At 62.1% G+C, this 17,734-nt stretch carries 16 protein-coding genes and 3 pseudogenes; 5 read left to right on the top strand and 14 right to left on the bottom strand.

The features are described from left to right. The 8 genes from RKP46_RS15140 to lexA form a co-directional block, all read right to left on the bottom strand. The coding region (locus RKP46_RS15140) for a glycogen/starch synthase (RefSeq protein ID WP_311107402.1) at positions 1 to 680 on the bottom strand (680 nt) is incomplete at its 3' end. Between the two features lie 19 nt (positions 681 to 699). After that, positions 700 to 1,968, bottom strand: coding sequence for a glucose-1-phosphate adenylyltransferase (gene glgC / locus RKP46_RS15135; RefSeq protein ID WP_311107401.1), 1,269 nt, complete (start codon positions 1,966 to 1,968; stop codon positions 700 to 702). Positions 1,969 to 2,031: 63 nt separating this feature from the next. Further along, the gene (locus RKP46_RS15130; RefSeq protein ID WP_311107400.1) at positions 2,032 to 3,675 is read right to left on the bottom strand and encodes an alpha-D-glucose phosphate-specific phosphoglucomutase; all 1,644 of its coding nucleotides are present in this window, start codon (positions 3,673 to 3,675) and stop codon (positions 2,032 to 2,034) included. Positions 3,676 to 3,736: 61 nt separating this feature from the next. Next, positions 3,737 to 5,374 carry a glucose-6-phosphate isomerase gene (gene pgi, locus RKP46_RS15125; protein ID WP_311107399.1) on the bottom strand — a complete coding sequence of 546 codons (1,638 nt, stop codon included), beginning with the start codon at positions 5,372 to 5,374 and terminating at the stop codon, positions 3,737 to 3,739. Between the two features lie 285 nt (positions 5,375 to 5,659). Beyond that, positions 5,660 to 6,103: a hemerythrin family protein gene (locus RKP46_RS15120; protein ID WP_311107398.1), complete on the bottom strand. Its 444-nt coding sequence runs from the start codon at positions 6,101 to 6,103 to the stop codon at positions 5,660 to 5,662. An 86-nt stretch (positions 6,104 to 6,189) separates the two neighbouring features. Beyond that, complete coding sequence (locus RKP46_RS15115; protein ID WP_311107397.1) at positions 6,190 to 7,674, bottom strand: DNA polymerase Y family protein; 1,485 nt, start codon at positions 7,672 to 7,674, stop codon at positions 6,190 to 6,192. Next, positions 7,589 to 8,314 carry a translesion DNA synthesis-associated protein ImuA gene (gene imuA / locus RKP46_RS15110; RefSeq protein WP_311107396.1) on the bottom strand — a complete coding sequence of 242 codons (726 nt, stop codon included), beginning with the start codon at positions 8,312 to 8,314 and terminating at the stop codon, positions 7,589 to 7,591. Before imuA ends, RKP46_RS15115 begins: the two co-directional genes overlap by 86 nt. Before the next feature lie 35 nt (positions 8,315 to 8,349). Beyond that, positions 8,350 to 8,961: a transcriptional repressor LexA gene (gene lexA / locus RKP46_RS15105; protein WP_409193999.1), complete on the bottom strand. Its 612-nt coding sequence runs from the start codon at positions 8,959 to 8,961 to the stop codon at positions 8,350 to 8,352. A 240-nt stretch (positions 8,962 to 9,201) separates the two neighbouring features. Here lexA and RKP46_RS15100 point away from each other — a divergent pair, with 240 nt between their 5' ends. The 3 genes from RKP46_RS15100 (at position 9,202) to RKP46_RS15090 (ending at position 12,562) form a co-directional block, all read left to right on the top strand. Beyond that, positions 9,202 to 9,657, top strand: a complete 456-nt coding sequence (locus RKP46_RS15100; protein ID WP_311107395.1) for a peroxiredoxin — start codon at positions 9,202 to 9,204, stop codon at positions 9,655 to 9,657. A gap of 33 nt (positions 9,658 to 9,690) precedes the next feature. Beyond that, the gene (locus tag RKP46_RS15095; protein WP_311107394.1) at positions 9,691 to 11,130 is read left to right on the top strand and encodes a PhoH family protein; all 1,440 of its coding nucleotides are present in this window, start codon (positions 9,691 to 9,693) and stop codon (positions 11,128 to 11,130) included. Positions 11,131 to 11,521: 391 nt separating this feature from the next. After that, complete coding sequence (locus RKP46_RS15090) at positions 11,522 to 12,562, top strand: transglutaminase domain-containing protein (protein ID WP_311107393.1); 1,041 nt, start codon at positions 11,522 to 11,524, stop codon at positions 12,560 to 12,562. Between the two features lie 24 nt (positions 12,563 to 12,586). Here RKP46_RS15090 and dnaB read toward each other — a convergent pair whose 3' ends face one another. The 6 genes and pseudogenes from dnaB to RKP46_RS15060 form a co-directional block, all read right to left on the bottom strand. Beyond that, complete coding sequence (dnaB, locus tag RKP46_RS15085) at positions 12,587 to 13,936, bottom strand: replicative DNA helicase (protein WP_311107392.1); 1,350 nt, start codon at positions 13,934 to 13,936, stop codon at positions 12,587 to 12,589. A gap of 246 nt (positions 13,937 to 14,182) precedes the next feature. Continuing rightward, positions 14,183 to 14,641 carry a 50S ribosomal protein L9 gene (gene rplI, locus RKP46_RS15080; RefSeq protein WP_311107391.1) on the bottom strand — a complete coding sequence of 153 codons (459 nt, stop codon included), beginning with the start codon at positions 14,639 to 14,641 and terminating at the stop codon, positions 14,183 to 14,185. A gap of 15 nt (positions 14,642 to 14,656) precedes the next feature. Then, on the bottom strand, positions 14,657 to 14,932 hold the full coding sequence (gene rpsR, locus RKP46_RS15075) for a 30S ribosomal protein S18 (protein WP_300329420.1): 276 nt from the start codon (positions 14,930 to 14,932) through the stop codon (positions 14,657 to 14,659). Next, positions 14,904 to 15,209: a primosomal replication protein N gene (gene priB / locus RKP46_RS15070; protein WP_311107403.1), complete on the bottom strand. Its 306-nt coding sequence runs from the start codon at positions 15,207 to 15,209 to the stop codon at positions 14,904 to 14,906. The genes rpsR and priB overlap by 29 nt, the downstream gene beginning before the upstream one ends. Positions 15,210 to 15,247: 38 nt before the next feature. Beyond that, positions 15,248 to 15,634 carry a 30S ribosomal protein S6 gene (gene rpsF, locus RKP46_RS15065; RefSeq protein ID WP_311107390.1) on the bottom strand — a complete coding sequence of 129 codons (387 nt, stop codon included), beginning with the start codon at positions 15,632 to 15,634 and terminating at the stop codon, positions 15,248 to 15,250. A 350-nt stretch (positions 15,635 to 15,984) separates the two neighbouring features. Then, positions 15,985 to 16,470 (bottom strand): annotated as a pseudogene (locus RKP46_RS15060) (IS3 family transposase); the annotation flags it as partial. A gap of 65 nt (positions 16,471 to 16,535) precedes the next feature. Between RKP46_RS15060 and RKP46_RS15055 the strand changes: the two are divergent. Together RKP46_RS15055 and RKP46_RS20260 are read left to right on the top strand one after the other, a co-directional pair. After that, positions 16,536 to 17,553 (top strand): annotated as a pseudogene (locus tag RKP46_RS15055) (IS3 family transposase); the annotation flags it as partial. Then, positions 17,523 to 17,630: pseudogene (locus tag RKP46_RS20260) on the top strand (IS110 family transposase); the annotation flags it as partial. The pseudogenes RKP46_RS15055 and RKP46_RS20260, both read left to right, overlap by 31 nt. Between the last annotated feature and the right edge of the window lie 104 nt (positions 17,631 to 17,734).

The following is a 17,734-nucleotide window of genomic DNA, read 5'->3' as shown; positions in this document are numbered from 1 at the left end:
AGGCAGATCTCCTGCGCATAGGTCGGACTGACCGCATTGACCCGCTTGGCGTGCACCAGCGCCGCTTTCATGAACGAGAGCTGTCCATGAAATTCGAGTGCGCTCTGATCGGCCCCGGAAATGAGCAGGCCGAGATCGTTGTGGTGATCGAGCGGGAACAGTCCGCGGAAGGCAAGATTGTGAATCGTGAACACCGTGGCCGTGTTCAGAGCAGGGTTCTGCGCGATGTAGGCGGGCGCAAGTCCCGCGTGCCAGTCGTGTGCATGAACGACATCGGGTCGCCAGTTGCGGTCAAGTTCGCCGGAAGCGAGGTGCGCCGCAACCCAGCCGAGCAGCGCGAACCGCCGGTGATTATCGTTCCAGTCGCGCCCGTCCGGCCCAAGATAGGGGCTGCCGTCGCGACGATAGAGAAACGGCGCGTCGATCACGTAGATCGGCACGCCGCTATCCGGCAAACGTCCCAGGCGCAGGGTGATGATTGCGGCGCCAAAGGCAGGACCGATACGGACGACCCGCTTAAGCCCGACGACTCCGCTCAGGATCCCGGGCATTCCGGGCACCAGGACGCGGGTGTCGAGCCCGCGCGCCGCCAGCGCAGCCGGCAGCGCGGCGACGACATCCGCCAAGCCGCCGGTCTTCACCAGGGGATAGATTTCAGCAGCCAGATGGAGGACGCGCAAGTTCCTGGTTCCTTCCCGACTAGACAAGACGCTCGAGCATCTTTCGGGTAACCAGCGTCACCCCCTCTTCCGTGCGCCGGAAGCGACGCGCGTCCTCTTCCGGGTCCTCGCCAATCACCATGTTCGCCGGAATCACGCAGTCGCTGTCGACGACGCAGCGCGTCAGGCGCGCACGGCTGCCAATCGTCGTATCCGGAAGGAGAACCGACAGATTGACCCGCGCGTAGGAATGAACGCGGCAGCTCGAGAACAGCAGCGAACGATTCACCTCACCGGAAACGATAGACCCGCTCGACACCGACGACTCGATTGCATTCCCCCGCCGATCCAGGTGGTTATGCACGAACTTGGCGGGTGGCAATTGCTGTTGATAGGTCCACACCGGCCAGTTGCGATCGTAGAGGTTGAGCGCCGGAACCGTCGCCGTCAGGTCGACGTTGGCGTCCCAGTAGGCATCGATCGTCCCCACGTCGCGCCAATAGTGCCCCTTGAACTCTTCGTCGGGAGCGACGACGCAACTGCGCGAAAATGGATGGGCAACCGCGACACGGTTGGCCACCGCGCGCGGAATGATGTCCTTACCAAAGTCATGGCTGGAGTTCGAGTCGACGATGTCGCGCGCCAGTTCGGCATACAAGTACTTGGCATTGAAGACATAAACGCCCATGCTGCACATCGACATCTCGGGATTGCCCGGCATCCCCGGCGGATCGGCTGGCTTTTCGACGAAGTCGGTGATCATGCCGCTCTCATCGACCGCCATGACGCCAAAACCCGTCGCCTCCTTGCGTGGGACTTCGATGCAGGCGATCGTGCATTCGGCGCCGCTTTCGACATGGTCGACCAGCATCAGCGCATAGTTCATCTTGTAGACGTGATCGCCCGCCAGAATGACGACGAACTCGGGCGCCGGACGGTAGGTCTCCAGGATGTCGATGTTCTGGTACACCGCGTCGGCCGTGCCACGATACCATGACTCCTCATCGACGCGCTGCTGTGCGGGCAGCAGGTCGACGAACTCGTTGACCTCGCCGTGCAGGAAGTTCCAGCCGCGCTGCAGGTGGCGCAGCAGGCTGTGCGACTTGTACTGCGTGACGACTCCGATGCGTCGAAACTGCGAGTTGACGCAGTTGGACAGTGCGAAGTCGATGATCCGAAACTTGCCGCCAAAATGAACGGCCGGCTTGGCGCGGCGATCGGTCAGTTCGTGCAGCCGGCTACCTCGCCCACCGGCGAGAACGAGCGCAATTGCCCGCTTCGGTAATTGGAAAGTCTTCTTGTCAACCATCTTCGTATCCCCTTATGAGCTTTGGTGGTCGAATCTGGCGGCGCCGTCGGGTGTCGCCAAATCCTAGCTGATCACGTTCGGTCCTGCTTTTCCGGTGATCGCCTTGATCTGCGCCACCTCATCGGCCAAGGCGATGAGTGGCGCCAACGCTTCCTGCGTTGGGATTTCGTGTTGGCTGGGGTCGGCGACGAAACGTTCCAGGTAAACGCGCAGCGTGGCGCCTTCGGTGCCTGTCCCCGAGAGGCGGAAAACGACGCGCGAACCGCCTTCGAGAAGGATACGAATCCCCTGGCGGCCCGAGCGCGAACCGTCGACCGGATCGGTATAGGCAAAGTCGTCCGCAGCCGAAATGCGCTGGCCAGCGCAAAGCGCACCGGGCAGTTCAGGCAGGCGAGCGCGCAGCGCTTCCATCAGACGGTCTGCCTTCTCCGTCTCGATTCCTTCGTAGTCGTGGCGCGAGTAAACATTGCGTCCGAACCGCTGCCAGTGCTCGCGAACGATGACGTCAGCCGGGGTGTCGCGCACGGCGAGAATGTTGAGCCAATAGAGAACGGCCCACAAACCGTCTTTCTCGCGGACGTGGTTGGAACCTGTGCCGGAACTCTCTTCGCCGCAGAGCGTTGCCTTGCCAGCGTCGAGAAGCGAGCCAAAGTACTTCCAGCCGGTCGGTGTTTCAAAGCAGGCAATGCCCAGCGCCTGGGCGACGCGGTCGACCGCGCAGCTCGTCGGCATCGACCGGGCGACCCCGGCCAGGCCACCGGCATAGGCCGGAATCAACGCATGATTGGCCGCCAGAACAGCCAGGCTATCGCTCGGGCTGACGACGAAGTTGCGCCCGACGATCATGTTGCGGTCGCCATCGCCGTCCGACGCTGCGCCAAAGGACAGGCCGGACGAGGGGTCGGCGAGAGCGCCTACCAAGTCCGCAGCCCACACCGGATTCGGGTCCGGATGACCGCCGGCGAAGTCCGGCAGCGGTATGCCGTTGACCACGGTGCCGGGCGGCGCGCCGAGCCGCTGTTCAAGGATCGCATGCGCATACGGCCCGGTAACCGCGTGCATCGCGTCAAAACGCATGCGGAAGTCCGGCCGCGCCAGCAGCCCGGCGATGCGTTCGAAATCGAACAGCGACTCGAGCAACTCGGCGTAGTCGGCGACCGGGTCGATGACGCTGACCACCATATCACCGATGCTGACATCCCCAAGCCGCCCAAGATCGACAGCGGGGGCGTCGACTGTGTGATAGACGGTGATTTCCTGCGTGCGCCGATAGACCGCATCGGTAAAGCTCTCGTTCGCCGGCCCGCCATTGCTCAGGTTGTACTTGATTCCGAAGTCGCCATGCGGTCCCCCTTCGTTGTGGCTTGCGGAGAGGATGATCCCGCCAAAAGCCTGCCACTTGCGGATCACCGCGCTTGCCGCAGGCGTCGACAGGATTCCCTGGCGACCGACGAGAACCCGGCCAAAACCGGCGGCGGCGGCCATACGCAGGATGACCTGAATGGCAACGTCGTTGTGGTAGCGCCCGTCACCGCCGAGTACCAGCGTTTTTCCCTGCTGGCCCGAGAGGGTATCGAAAATCGCCTGGACAAAGTTCTCTAGGTAGTGTGCCTGTTGAAACACGGACACCTTCTTGCGCAATCCGGATGTCCCCGGCTTCTGTCCGGAGAACGGCGCACTGGGAACACTGATCACATTCGTCGTCATTTCATGCCTCGCTGCAAACTGGGCGCGCACTCTCGGCGCGCCGGATTGGTCCGGGAAAAACTCACGTCAGGTTCTGCCGGCTGAAAGCCAGCAGCGCCTGCGTCGACGCGTCGAGTCTGGCGGCGAGCGCTGGCTCGGCAAACGCCGGCAGGATGCTGTTGGCAACCGCTTTGCCCAGCTCGACGCCCCACTGGTCGAATGAGTTGAGACCCCAGATGATTCCCTGTACGAAGACCTTGTGCTCGTAGAGCGCGACCAGAGCACCGAGCGTCGGCGCATCGAGGCGCGCCAGAAGCAGGGTCGAAGATGGCTGGTTGCCGGCAAACACCTTGTGCGGCAGGAGTGCTTCGAGCGCCTCGCCAGCCGTGCTGCGCGCCAGTTCGTCACGCGCTTCGGCGGCGGTCTTGCCGAAAGCAAGCGCGGCGCTTTGCGCAAAGCAGTTGGCGAGCAACGCCTCCTGATGACCCGGCAAGGGATAGTCTGAGCGCACGGCAGCGATGAAGTCGCAAGGCACGAGGCGCCCACCCTGATGGAGAAGCTGGAAGAACGCGTGCTGCCCGTTATTGCCCAGTTCGCCCCAGACGATGGGATTGGTCGCACAGGCGACCGACTGGCCGTCGATGCCGACCGATTTCCCGTTGCTTTCCATTTCGAGTTGCTGCAGGAACGACGGGAAGTACTTCAGCGATTCGTTGTAAGGCAGCACGGCGTTGCTCGCCGCGCCCAGGAAGTTGGTGTTCCAGATGCCGAGCAGCGCCATGACGACGGGCAGATTCTGCTCGTAGGGCGCGCTCCGGAAGTGCTCATCCATACGCTCGGCGCCGGTGAGCAACTCGCCGAAAGCCTGCGGACCAATGGCGATCATCAGCGCCAGACCGACGGCCGACCACACCGAGAAGCGTCCACCGACCCAGTCCCAGAGGGGAAAGATGGCGTCCTCGCGGATGCCGAACTCGACGGCCCGCTCGGGCTTTGCGGTCAGCGCAGCGAAATGGCGTCCGATGGCTGCGGCATCGCCCAGGTTGGCGAGCAGCCAGTTGCGCGCGGTCTGCGCGTTGAGCATCGTTTCCTGCGTCGTAAACGTCTTGCTGGCAAGGAGAAAAAGTGTCGTCCGCGGGTCGAGCGTCTGCAGCAGCGGGGCCAGTTGAGCGCTGTCGAGGTTCGATACGTAATGGACGCTCAAGGCCGGGTGCGACACCGAGCGCAGCGCGCTGCTCAGCATCTTCGGTCCGAGGTCAGACCCGCCGATGCCGATATTGACCACATGGCGAATCGGCAAGCCGGTGAAGCCCAGCATCTGGCCGGAACGAATGGCCTCGGCAAAAGCCGCCATCCGCCGCCGGGTAGCGAGAACCTCGGGCATGACGTCGAGGGCAGCACTGGGGAAGGGGCCGTGTGAACGACGCAGCGCCACGTGCAGCACCGCGCGCTCTTCGCTGGCGTTGATCTTCTCGCCGCCGAACATGCGCGCTGTCCACTCGTCGAGCCGGGCCTCGCGCGCCAGAGCAGTCAGCAGCGACAGCGTGGTCGCGTCCACGCGCTGCTTGGAGAAATCGAAGAGGATGGTGTTGTCGAAGTTGAGCGAGAGTCTGGTGACGCGACCTGGATCGCGGGCAAACATCTCTCGGAGGTGCACGGGCGAAAGCAAATCCCGGTGCGCATCAATAGCCTTCCAGGCGGCTGAGGCGGTGATGGTCATGGTCGGTACGAGTTCGTATGGGAAGGGATCAGGCCGTCGGCTGACGACCGCAGGAGGGTGGCAGGCCTTGCTTGGTGACATATATCCGCGTCTGGTTAGCAGCTTGCCAGAATGCTTGGAAGAACGCAAAAAAGAATCATCGCAGGCTATGCCAGGCACCGAAGAGGATAATTTTTCCTTTTACTTTCATTGCCTTGACAAACAGCCCGGTTTTTCATCCGGCGAGCTTTGCGGAGGGTGTGGAAACACCGGTAGCGGGCGCCGGGAGCAGCGCCAGCGCCAAGGTCAGAAGCTGGGAGCGACTTGCGGACTGGCCGTGGTGAAATTCAGCCGAACCTCGCGCACACTGGCGGCAAAAGGTTTGTCTTCCACATTGATGTGTCGCTCGAACCAGTACTCGGCGTAGCGCAGAAAGGAATGTACGTCGCGCGAGCCATCGAGTACCTCGGAAAAAGCCTTGCGCAGGACTTGCATGTTTTCCCGGTGGACTTGCGCATGCGCTGCGAAGTTGATGCCGGTTTGCTGCGCGATGCGTTCCTCGCTCGCGAAGTGATGCTTCAGATAATCGAGCAGGCTGCGGAATTCTTCGAGGGGAGCCGGGCCGCTACCGAAACACGCCGCTTTCAGCGCCTCGATTCGGCAAAAGATCTCTTCGTGTTGGGCATCAATTTCCGGCAAATCGATCAGCAAGGCGTCCGGCAACATGCCGACAAGCTGGGTTTCCATCATCAGGCTCCACAGGAAGGCGGTCGAACTCTTTGGTTGACACAGTATAAGAAGAGGCCGCAAAAAATTCCAGTGAAATCAGTTGGTGTTCAGGAAAACAGGCCATGCAGAAACCAACCCGCCCGGTTACGAAAGATCCACAGCCACTGCGCACGCATGGAAAGCGCGATGAAGTAGTCGCGGCGGACATCGCCCAGCGCATCATGCTCGGCTTCGTCCCACCAACCGCTTTCAATGCGTTCGGGTCCGGCAAGCAAAGACAAGGGGCCATCACACTGCGGCAGGCCGGATTGTTCGCGCAAGAATCTTGGTTTGTCCAACAACCACAAGGGTCGCGGCCCGTGGAAGCTGCACGCCATGGCTGGATTTGCCGACAGCGGAGAGCGCAGTTTGCCACCCACCATCAAGCTTGCCGCGATCCGCTGCGAGGCCTTTTCAGGGCGATGTTCAGTTACCGCCGACAAAGCATGCACGCTTTCCTCCCCGAGGCGCGCCTGCAGACGCTCGACCAGCATCGCCACCGATTCGTTTGCCGTTCGCTCGCTGCGCTCGCCGAACAGGTTTGCCGAATGCTCCGGCAGTTTCTCTGGCGCTTCGGCGCGCAGGCCGATCGCGGCGACAGGCGCCGCGAGTTCGAAGCCTTGCAGACGCTCGCTGAAGATGCGGAGCATTCGCTCGCCATCGCGCGTTGTTCCGGTGAAAGCGAGCGCCAGCAGAGTAGCCGGCTGGTGTCGGCCATATCCCGCATGTTCAAACTCGAAAACGCATCGGCTGACGCCGCAAGCACGTGCCGCGAGCCAGCCCGACAACGCGATGATCAGCCGCCGCCCGGCGAAAGCGAGGGCGGCCGCGCTGTCTACCGGTAGCGGCAGTTCGAGTCGCTCGACAAAGTGTGCGGGGAAAACAAAACGCGATTTTGGATCCGGCAGACTGCCTAACGCTCGCGCCAGATCGTTGCCCAGCTCGACACCCAGGCGACGGACCAGGCCGGCACGCGGCAAATGCAGCAGATCAGCGAGCGTTCGCGCGCCGATACGGCTCAAACACGCCTGTTTCTCCGCCGAGAGCGCGAGAACTTCGACTGACAAGCCAGCAAGACGAGCGGCAAGCTCTTCGAGCTCGAGGCAGAGCCGATCGTCGCCAGCCCAAGCCAGCCATTGCGCGGCCAGCGGCGTGGGAGCCAATGCGGCCTGAGGAACGAAACCCTGCTCTCGGCAGCCAGCGACGACGCGCCTGAAAAGCATTTCGGCTCCACCGAAAAGACGCAACGATCCGGCGACTTCGAGCAACAGTGTCTGTGGTGGTGCAAGGCTGACTTCCGAAGTGAAACTACCCGCCCAACAGGCAAGCCGATGCAAGGCTGCCTGCTCGCGCTCGACAGCGCGTTGCTGTACAACCAGACCGGGCAGCAAGGCCCATGCTTCGGCAAGCCGTAAACCGGGAGTCACTCCGGCCGATGCCGCAGCCTCGTCAACCGCAACGATCCGCTCATGACTGACGATGGCACCCGGTGAGCGCAGGCTGGGAAACACTTCGCGCGCCAGGCGCGGCAGGTAAAGAACAAGCCAGAGCATGGGCAGTAGGCAGGGGACGTCGGACGGCAAGGGTCAAAGGGGCTGGCTGCGCGCCACCGCGGCGCTTGAGCAGGCGAACGCTCAATTGCTCGCCCTCGCCTTCCAGGATCAGGCGCAGCGGTGCTGGCGAAGGCTGCTCAGCGCAAGAGCGTGGACGAAATACAAAAAGCAATGTGCGGCTGGCCTCGGCAGCAAGCTGCAGGCGACGCAATGACGCGATCTGCACCTCAGGCAGCCAGGCGACGACTGCCCCGACGCCTTCGGTGGCGAGCGAGCGCTCGCACGCCCAGGCGGCATCCCGTCCGGGCGTGCTGGCCACCAACAGGCGCGTCAAATCGATGCCGGACTGGCTGAGCGCCGGCGCATACAGCGAATGCGGTGGAGCGATGCAGACGAGCCAGGCCAGTTCGCCACTCGACAGTTGCGCCAGTGCCGGCAATAAGAGACTCATTTCTCCGACGCCGTATCGATCAGGTAACAGTTCGGTCAGGCAAGCACGCGGCCAGCCTCCCCCGGGCAATTCACCATCGAGTTCGGCAAAACCCGTCGGCACGCCAGGCAGAGGCGCTCTGGCCAAACTACTGGCGCGCCAGATATCGGGACGATCGAGGATTTGCGCAAGCTTTGGCAGGGCAGACATGCGTTGGACAAAACCCGTTCAAGTCTCCCTGACGCTCAGACGACCTCGCCGCGCCGGATCAGACCGACAACAATTCCCTCGATGCTTAATGCGTTGGCTTTCGTGTCGACCACGATAGGCGCAAAATCAGGGTTCTCCGGCAGCAGTTCGAGCACGTTTCCTTGCTGGCGAAAGCGCTTGACCGTCACCTCGTCGTCGAGCCTGGCGACGACAATCTGGCCGTTGCGCGCCTCACTGGTGCGGTGCACGGCGAGCAGATCACCATCGAGAATGCCGGCATTGATCATCGACAGGCCACGTACACGCAACAGAAAGTCGGCCCGCGGGTTGAACAGGCTGGCCTCGACCGTATAACGGCGCTGGATGTTCTCGACAGCAAGCAAGGGGCTACCGGCGGCAACACTGCCGATCAGCGGCAGGCCGAGTTGTTCGACCAGACGGATGCCGCGCGCAGAACCCGGTTCGAGCAGGATGACACCCTTTCTGGCGAGTGCCCGCAGGTGTTCCTCTGCCCCATTGTGCGAGGCAAAACCGAAAGCATTGGCGATTTCGGCGCGCGTCGGCGGCGCACCGAGAACTTCCATGGTGTTGCGAATGAAGTCGAGCACCTCCTGTTGTCTTACGGTAAGCGAACTGCTTCTGGCCATGATTGTCACTCCTGTAGTTGGTTTGTGTATTTTCGTACAGTCATCGGAAAAAATCAAGCGATGCCAAGGGAAAGATGATTGTCGATTGCCGCACCCGGTCCATCTTCGCCGTACCCCTGCCCGTTTCGTCGGCGACACGCTTGTGCATCCTTCAGCATCCGGCTGCGCGACCGACCGGCTGCTTGACCTGCGCGCGGGTTTCTTACAACAATTCCATCCTCCCACTAGCGAAAGCACGCCATGCTTGATCAGACCGTCGCCGATTTCAGCCTGCCCGCCACCGGCGGCCAGACCTTCACGCTGTCTGCCTGCCGCGGCAGCACCGTTGTTCTCTATTTCTACCCGAAAGACAGTACCCCCGGGTGTACGACCGAAGCGCAGCAGTTTCGCGAACTTCACGCCCAGTTCGTCGACGCCGGAGCGGTGGTGGTCGGCGTCTCACGCGACAGCCTGAAATCGCACGAGAACTTCCGCGCCCGGCAGGAGTTGCCCTTTGCCCTGCTCGCCGACGCCGATGAATCGCTCTGCCAGCAGTTTTCGGTGATCCGGATGAAATCAATGTACGGCAAGCAGGTGCGCGGAATCGAGCGCAGCACCTTCGTCATCGACCGCGCAGGCGTCTTGCGCCGCGAGTGGCGCGGCGTGAAGGTCGCCGGGCACGCGCAGGAAGTACTGTCTTTCGTCATCGGGCTCTGACCCCCGTTGTCAACGCTGCCCGGGAAACCCCCTATGCCCAGCCCACCTGCCATCGGCACTGCAAGCCAGACGGCCGACGCGCCGGTGAAGCCGCTGGTCAAGCTTTTCGTGCTCGATACCAACGTCCTGATGCACGATCCGACCAGCGTCTACCGTTTCGCCGAGCACGACATCTTCGTGCCGATCATGACGCTGGAGGAACTCGACAATCACAAGAAAGGCCTTTCCGAAATCGCGCGCAATGCGCGCCAGGTAACGCGCACGCTGGAGGAAATCGTTACCAGCGCAAACCACGCCATTGACCAAGGTATCAGCCTCTCCGAGCCTTCACGCAAACTCGCCAGCGGTCGCCTCTTCCTGCAGACCGAGGCGATCGACGACAGCCTCCCGGCAGGTTTGCCGACCGCCAAGGCAGACAACCAGATTCTTGCTGTCGTCATCCATCTGCAGCACCGCCATCCCCAGCGCCAGGTGATCCTCGTCTCGAAGGACATCAACATGCGCATCAAGGCGCGCGCACTCGGGCTGCAGGCGCAGGACTATTTCAACGACAAGGTTCTCGCAGACACCGACCTCCTGTACACCGGCATGTACGAACTGGTACCCGATTTCTGGCAACGATCCGCTCAGGAAGTCGAATCGTGGAAAAAGGAGGGCCGAACGTCGTACCGCTTCAGCGGACCATTGTGCGCCCAACTGCTGGTCAACATGTTTGTCTTCCAGGAAGGCGAAAGGTCGCTGCAGGCGATCGTTCGTGCCGCCTCCGACGCGCGCGCCGAGATCGAAACACTCATCGACCATACGCATGCCAAGAACAGCGTCTGGGGAATCACTGCGCGCAACCGCGAACAGAACTTCGCCCTCAACCTGCTGATGAACCCGGAAATCGACTTCGTCACGCTGCTCGGTCAGGCCGGCACCGGCAAGACGCTGCTTACCCTGGCTGCCGGCCTGACGCAGGTGCTCGAGACCAGGCGCTACAGCGAAATCATCATGACACGCGTGACGGTACCGGTTGGCGAAGACATCGGTTTTCTGCCCGGAACCGAAGAGGAGAAGATGGGGCCATGGATGGGCGCGCTGGAAGACAATCTCGAAGTGCTCAACAAGAACGACCAGGACGCCGGCGACTGGGGACGCGCGGCAACGAACGACCTGCTGCGCCATCGGATCAAGATCAAGTCGCTCAACTTCATGCGCGGACGCACCTTTCTCAACCGCTTCCTGATCATCGACGAAGCGCAGAACCTGACGCCCAAGCAGATGAAGACGCTGATCACGCGCGCCGGGCCGGGCACCAAGGTCATCTGCCTGGGCAACATCGCCCAGATCGATACGCCCTATCTGACTGAAGGAAGTTCCGGTCTCACTTACGTCGTCGACCGCTTCAAGGGTTGGAAGCACGCCGGCCATATCACCCTGCAACGCGGTGAGCGCTCCCGCCTCGCCGACCACGCCGCCGAGGTGCTATAATCGTGCGAACAGCAGGCCGTGCCTTGTCACACGGCTTGGTCGTTTTTTTTGGCCCGAGATCCGTGCCCCCGTTCCGTTCCCTGCGGATCCGACGCTTACCGGAGAGAGTCGATTGAAACGACGAGCTTTTCTTGCCGCCTCAGCGCTCCTTTCCCTGTTCACGCCGCCTTCCCTGCTCGCTGCCAATAAGAAGAAGGCGGGCGGCGCAGCAAGCTCCAGCAAGCCGACGAGCACGGCCAAGCCAAGCGGCAGCGCCGGCCGATCGGCCGGCCGAGCAAGCGCCAAAGCCAGCCGGAGCTCTGCCAGAAACAGCGCCAAGGGCACGGCAAGAAAAGAGAGCCGGCGAAGCTACCGCCCGCTCGTCGAGCGCACAAGTCCGCCGCCAGCCGCGGTGAGCGCCCCGCCGCCGCCCATCGAGCGCAACGCAATCAGTCTGCCTGACGAGCCGCTGCCGCAATGGCGCACCTACGAAGTCAGCTCGAGCATCGCAGTAAATAACGTCAAGGGCAAGCTGCGCGTCTGGGTGCCCTTGCCGCAGTACAAGGACAATCCATGGCAGCGCTCGCTCGGCCATAGCTGGCACGGGAATTTCGAACGCGCCACGGTCTACCGCGACCCGCTCAGCGAAATGGAGGTCTTCTACGCGGACTGGAAGGAAGGCAGTAGCACACCGCAACTGCAGATCGTCAGCCAGATCGCCAAACAGGACCGCCATTTCGATATCACTCGTCGTGGCAGCCTCGCCGAACGCGGTGAGGTGCTGCGTCATTGCCTGCAGTCGACCCAGCGGGTACCCACCGACGGACTCGTTCGCCTGACAGCCGAGCGCGCCATCGGCCGGATCAAGGACCCCGTAGCCCAAGGCAAGGCAATCTACGACTGGGTTCTTGACAATACTTCGTACGATCCGTCGACCAGCGGGATCGGCCGCGGCGACGTCGAAGCGATGCTCGACAGTGGTCAGTTCAGCGGCAAGAGCGCTGACATCGCACTCCTCTTCGTCGGTCTATGCCGATCAATCGGCATTCCGGCGCGACCGGTCTTCGGCCTGCGCATCGACAACTCGCGCCTCTTCGCCGGTCTCGGCGCCAGCGGCAACCTGTGCTTCCGGCAGCATTGCCGGGCCGAGTTCTATACGCCGGGCTATGGCTGGATTCCCGTCGATCCCGCCGATGTGCGCAAGGCGATACACGACGAACGCCTGCTGCACGCCGACCCGAAGCTCGTCGTCCTGCGCAAGCTCTTGTTCGGCTTCTGGGAAATGAACTGGATCGGGTTCAACGCGGCGCAGGATGTGCGCTTGCAGGGAACCAGCGGACGGGCGCTCCCCTTCCTCGTCGTGCCGCAGGCCGAGGCTGCCGGCCATCGTTTCGACATCTCCGACAGCAACCGCCTGAGCTACGTGGTCAACGCCACGCGCATCGACGGCTGAACACGTCGCCGCACTCGACCCGGATCAGTACGCGGCGCGGCTGGCAAAGTTCTCGAAACGGGTGTATTCACCCAGGAAAGTCAGCCGCACGGTGCCGATCGGCCCGTTACGCTGCTTGCCGATAATGATTTCGGCAAGCCCCTTGTCGGGCGTATCAGGATTGTAGACTTCGTCCCGGTAGATGAACATGATCACGTCGGCGTCCTGTTCGATGGCACCGGATTCGCGCAGATCGGACATTACCGGCCGCTTGTTCGGCCGCTGTTCGAGCGATCGGTTAAGCTGCGAGAGGGCCATCACAGGAACATTCAGTTCCTTCGCCAAGCCCTTGAGCGAACGTGAAATTTCCGAGATTTCTGTGGCCCGGTTCTCGCCCTGCGAGGTGGCCGACATCAACTGCAGATAATCGATGACGACGAGCCCCAGCTTGCCGCACTGACGGTGCAGGCGGCGTGTCCGCGCACGCAGATCAATCGGATTGAGCGCCGGCGTCTCGTCGATATACAGCGGCGCTTCGTGCATCTTGCCCAGCGCAAACGACAGACGCGACCACTCGTCGTCGTTCAGGCGCCCGGTGCGCACGCGGTGAGCGTCGAGCCGTCCGACCGACGAGAGCATGCGCATCGCAAGCTGCGTGCCGCCCATTTCCATCGAAAAGACCGCCACCGGGAGGCCGACCTCGAGCGCCACATGTTCAGCGATATTGAGCGCAAATGAAGTCTTGCCCATCGATGGGCGACCGGCAACGATCAACAGATCACCCGCCTGCAGACCCGCCGTCTTCGCGTCAAGATCGTGATAGCCGCTGGGCAGACCGGTGATGTCGGAAGGATTGTCGCGGTCGTGCAGTTCCTGGATACGTTCGACAACCTGGGTGAGCAAGGGATTGATGTGCACGAAGCCGCTCTGGTGGCGCAGGCCGCCTTCGGCAATGGCAAAAACCTTGGCCTCCGCTTCGTCGAGCAAGGTCTTCGGGTCGCGCCCGAGTGGGTTCAGCGCACTGCCGGCGATCTCGTCGCCAGCCGTCACCAACTGGCGCAGGATCGCCCGCTCGCGCACGATCTCCGCATAACGCCGAATGTTCGCCGCCGACGGCGTATTGGCTGCCAGCTCGCCGAGGTAGGCAAGGCCACCGGTATCGCTGCCCTCGCCCGCCAGATCGAGGCTTTCGGCGACCGTCACCACATCGGCTGGCTTCGCACGTTCGAGGAGCTTGCGGATCTGTCGGTAGATCCGCCGGTGCTCGTCGCGGTAGAAATCGCTTTCGCCAATCAGGTCGGCGATCTTGTCGAAAGCAGCGTTTTCCAGCAGCAATCCGCCGAGGACCGACTGCTCGGCTTCGATCGAATGTGGCGGTACGCGCAGTTCGGCCAAGGCAGAATCAGAGGGTGCATTCCGTTCACGCCGTGCGCGCGCCGACGACGACGGCCTGCCCGAATGGGACGGATCAGAGGAAGCGCTCAAGTCAGTCGGCAAGAAAAGTAGAGCAAACGACCGGACGGGGACGCCGGCGCCCACCTTGCAGTGCGGCCCGCAGCAGAAAAAAAGCCTTGCCCGCACAACGGACAAGGCTTCCTCTCGACTGCGCCGAGTGGGCGCTCCAGCATGGTGCCGTCGCGACTACAGCTTTGGCTGCTCGGCAACGACCGAAACCGTGATCGTTGCCACGACATCGCCGTGCAGGGCAACGTCGATCCGATTCTCGCCGACGTTCTTCAGCGGCCCCTTGGGCATGCGCACAGCCGACTTCTCGATCTCGAAACCAAGCCCACGCAGACCATCAGCGATATCGAAGTTGCTCACCGAGCCAAAGAGCCGGCCATCGACGCCCGCTTTGCGAGCAATCCGCACCACCACATCGGCCATCTGCGCGGCCTGCTCCTGGGCAGCCGCCAGCTTGGCGGCGGCGGCGTTCTCCAGTTCGGCACGCTTGGTTTCGAACTCCTGCAGCGCCGCCGGCGTCGCCCGCTTGGCCCGCCCAGTCGGAATCAGGTAGTTGCGCGCGTAGCCATCCCTGACCTTGACCAGATCACCGAGATTGCCCAGATGAGCGACCTTTTCCATCAGAATGATTTGCATCGATCCACTCCTCGCTTACTGATGATTGTCGGTGTACGGCAGGAGCGCCAGAAAACGCGCCCGTTTGATCGCGATCGACAGCATCCGCTGATAGCCCGCCTTCGTGCCGGTCAGACGCGCCGGCATGATCTTGGCGTTCTCGGCAATGTACTCCTTGAACAGATCGACATCCTTGTAGTCGATCTCCTCCATCTTCTCGGCCGTGAAGCGGCAGAAGCGCCGCCGCTTGAACAGACCGCTGCCCCGTTTCTTGACGTTCTTTTCATCCTTCTTCTTGAAGAACCTTGCCATCTTGCTTTCCTTCAACAAATTCGATCTTGGTTACATGCATCTGCAACTGCTTGCCATGCCGGCTGCGGGCAGCGAGAAAGCCACCCAGAACGAGCCCGGCGCCCGGCTCCACCGCCTGCAGCGAGCGCGCGACCGCAGCCAGCGCGATCAGGCGGACCTCACAATCGACACGGCGCGGGCTACCAGCCTCGAGTTGCTCGGATTGGTGTCTGAGCACCCCCTCGACAACCGGTACGCCGGCCGGCGTGAAGCGCAGCGCCTGCCGTTCGACAAGCACGCCGGCCAGTTCGATGCGGTTCAGCAAAGCCCAGGTGATCAGGCCGTTGGCTGCGCAGCGCTGTCGGCCTCCGAGGGTTGACGGACCTCAAGCAGCGACTTTGACTTCTCGTCCTTCATCATTGGCGATGGCGTGCTGACCGCACGCTTCGTGCGAATCGTCAGATGGCGGAGAATCGCATCGTTGAACTTGAAGCCGTGTTCGAGTTCGCCTAGCGTCGCACCGTCGCATTCGATGTTCATCAGCACGTAATGTGCCTTGTGCAGCTTCTGAATCGGGTAGGCAAGCTGACGGCGCCCCCAGTCCTCAAGCCGGTGGATCTGCCCACCGCGCGCGGCAATCAATGTCCGGTAACGGTCGACCATCGCCGGCACCTGTTCACTCTGGTCCGGATGGACGATCAGAACGATTTCGTAATGACGCATGTACACTCCTTATGGCTGAAGCCCCCCGCCATGCGAACGGTGGAGCAAGTGGAAAAAGCCTGGGAGTATAGCCGCTTACCGGGTTGGTGAGCAAGCAGAACGGCCCTCACCCAGGGCAATCGCATAAATCCTATCGAGGAACGAGGAGTTCGGCGCGAGAGGTGTCCGAAGTAGCGGCAATGGAGTTGCCCCTATTGGGTGGACAGGTTAGCGCTTGGTTCTGAACCGGGTTGAGCCTGCTCGGGCGTAGGGTTATCCACGGCGGCGCGGCTGGCCCCTCTCAGGCCAGAGGAGAGCGGCGCGGAGGATAACCCGGGTTCGGGGCTGGCTGACTGCACAGAGTGGTGGTGCTTCTTTTCGTAGTTCATGGGTGACAGATAGCCGAGCGCGGAATGGCGCCGGCGCGGGTTGTACCAGCCTTCGATCCAGGTGAACACGGCCAGGCGAGCCTCGATTTTGGTGCGGAAGGTGTGGCGGTCCAGCAGTTCGCATTCCAGACTGGCAAAGAAACTCTCCGCCATGGCGTTGTCGTAGGCATCGCCTACGGTGCCCATGGACGGCTGGATGCCCATTTCCCGGGAGCGCTTGCCGGAGGCCAGGGCGGAATACTGGCTGCCTTGGTCGCTGTGGTGGATCACCCCGTGGGGTTTGCGCGTGGCCACGGCCATGTTGAGCGCCGAGAGCACGAGTTCCGTGCGCCTATCCTCGCCGGTGGACCAACCGACGACCCGCCGGCTGAACACGTCCAGCCCCATGGCCAAATAGATCAAGCCCTGCCAGATCGGCACGTAGGTCATGTCGGCCACCCAAAGGCGATTGGGTGCGTCCGCCACGAACTATAGTTGTCCCCGGATTTGAGACAGTGGTTTAAGCTAGGCGCTGGCATAGGGAGCGAGAAGCGATGAGCGAAGTGAAGACGCGCAAGGTGCACACCCCGGAGTTCAAGGCGAAGGTGGGTCTGGAGGCCTTGCGAGGGTTGAAGACGATCAACGAAATTGGCCAGGAACACGGGGTTCATCCGGTCCAAGTGGGGCAATGGAAGAAGGCGATCCAGGAGCAAGCCAAGACCTTGTTCGAGGGCAAGCGAGGTCCCAAGCCAGTCGCCGCGCACCGGGAGCCCGAGTTGCTATACAGCGAGATCGGGAAATTGAAGGTGGAATTGGACTGGCTCAGAAAAAGTCTGGGATCAGCCTGTCGTGATGCGAAGAGCGTGGATCGAACCTGGGGAGGCGGTGGCTGTGGTGCAGCAATGCGTCCTGGCCGGGGTGTCGCGTGCCACGATCTACGCTCAGCAAAAGCCTGCAGTGCTGGACGAAAGCGAGTTGCTACACCGCCGCCTGATTGATGAGGAATACACCCGGCACCCGTTCTACGGCAGCCGGCGGATGGTGATCTTCCTCGGAAAAGCAGGTCACATGGTCAATCGCAAGCGGGTTCAACGGTTGATGCGGCTGATGGGGCTGGCTGGCATGGCGCCGGGTCCGAACACGAGCCGGCGACACCCCGCGCACAAGGTCTATCCGTACCTGTTGCCCGGGGTGGCTGTGGTCAGGCCGAATCAGGCGTGGAGCACGGACATCACGTACATCCGCCTGCTGCGTGGCTTCGCCTACTTGGTGGCGGTGATCGACTGGTATAGCCGCAAGGTGCTCGGCTGGCGGATCAGCAACAGTATGGAGGCGGTGTTCTGTGTTGATTGCCTGGAGGATGCCTTGCGCACCCATGGCAAGCCGGAAATCTTCAACAGCGATCAGGGCTCGCAGTTCACCAGCGAAGCTTTTACCGACGTGCTGACTCGCGAAGGCATCGTCATCAGTATGGATGGGCGCCGGCGAGTGTTCGACAACATCTTCGTCGAGCGCCTCTGGCGGAACGTCAAGCATGAAGACGTTTATCTGAAGGGCTACTCGTCGCCTGCATGCGCAAACTCCTGACCATCCTCAATGCCATGGTCAGAACCGGCAAAGCCTGGGACGATTCTCTTCATACCGCTTGACTCGAAAGACAGTTGCTTATTCGTTAGGTTTCACGTTTTCGCTATTGACTCACGTTGAACTAAAGCGCTGCGCGCTGGTGTAGTCACCCCAGCGCCCTTGCTCT

It is taken from the genome of Accumulibacter sp. (assembly GCF_031732815.1).
Taxonomy (GTDB): Bacteria; Pseudomonadota; Gammaproteobacteria; order Burkholderiales; family Rhodocyclaceae; genus Accumulibacter.
Note: the sequence above shows the minus strand (reverse complement) of the source record. Positions and strands in the feature narration are given on the sequence as shown.

What these genes read in the sequence shown, in the direction of transcription:
- rpsR (WP_300329420.1), bottom strand. Translation starts at nt 14,932, where the DNA reads ATGGCAAGGTTCTTCAAGAAGAAGGATGAAAAGAACGTCAAGAAACGG.
- RKP46_RS15130 (WP_311107400.1), bottom strand. Translation starts at nt 3,675, where the DNA reads ATGACGACGAATGTGATCAGTGTTCCCAGTGCGCCGTTCTCCGGACAG.
- rpsF (WP_311107390.1), bottom strand. Translation starts at nt 15,634, where the DNA reads ATGCGTCATTACGAAATCGTTCTGATCGTCCATCCGGACCAGAGTGAA.
- RKP46_RS15120 (WP_311107398.1), bottom strand. Translation starts at nt 6,103, where the DNA reads ATGATGGAAACCCAGCTTGTCGGCATGTTGCCGGACGCCTTGCTGATC.
- RKP46_RS15115 (WP_311107397.1), bottom strand. Translation starts at nt 7,674, where the DNA reads ATGCTCTGGCTTGTTCTTTACCTGCCGCGCCTGGCGCGCGAAGTGTTT.
- pgi (WP_311107399.1), bottom strand. Translation starts at nt 5,374, where the DNA reads ATGACCATCACCGCCTCAGCCGCCTGGAAGGCTATTGATGCGCACCGG.
- glgC (WP_311107401.1), bottom strand. Translation starts at nt 1,968, where the DNA reads ATGGTTGACAAGAAGACTTTCCAATTACCGAAGCGGGCAATTGCGCTC.
- RKP46_RS15100 (WP_311107395.1), top strand. Translation starts at nt 9,202, where the DNA reads ATGCTTGATCAGACCGTCGCCGATTTCAGCCTGCCCGCCACCGGCGGC.
- imuA (WP_311107396.1), bottom strand. Translation starts at nt 8,314, where the DNA reads ATGTCTGCCCTGCCAAAGCTTGCGCAAATCCTCGATCGTCCCGATATC.
- rplI (WP_311107391.1), bottom strand. Translation starts at nt 14,641, where the DNA reads ATGCAAATCATTCTGATGGAAAAGGTCGCTCATCTGGGCAATCTCGGT.
- RKP46_RS15095 (WP_311107394.1), top strand. Translation starts at nt 9,691, where the DNA reads ATGCCCAGCCCACCTGCCATCGGCACTGCAAGCCAGACGGCCGACGCG.
- lexA (WP_409193999.1), bottom strand. Translation starts at nt 8,961, where the DNA reads ATGGCCAGAAGCAGTTCGCTTACCGTAAGACAACAGGAGGTGCTCGAC.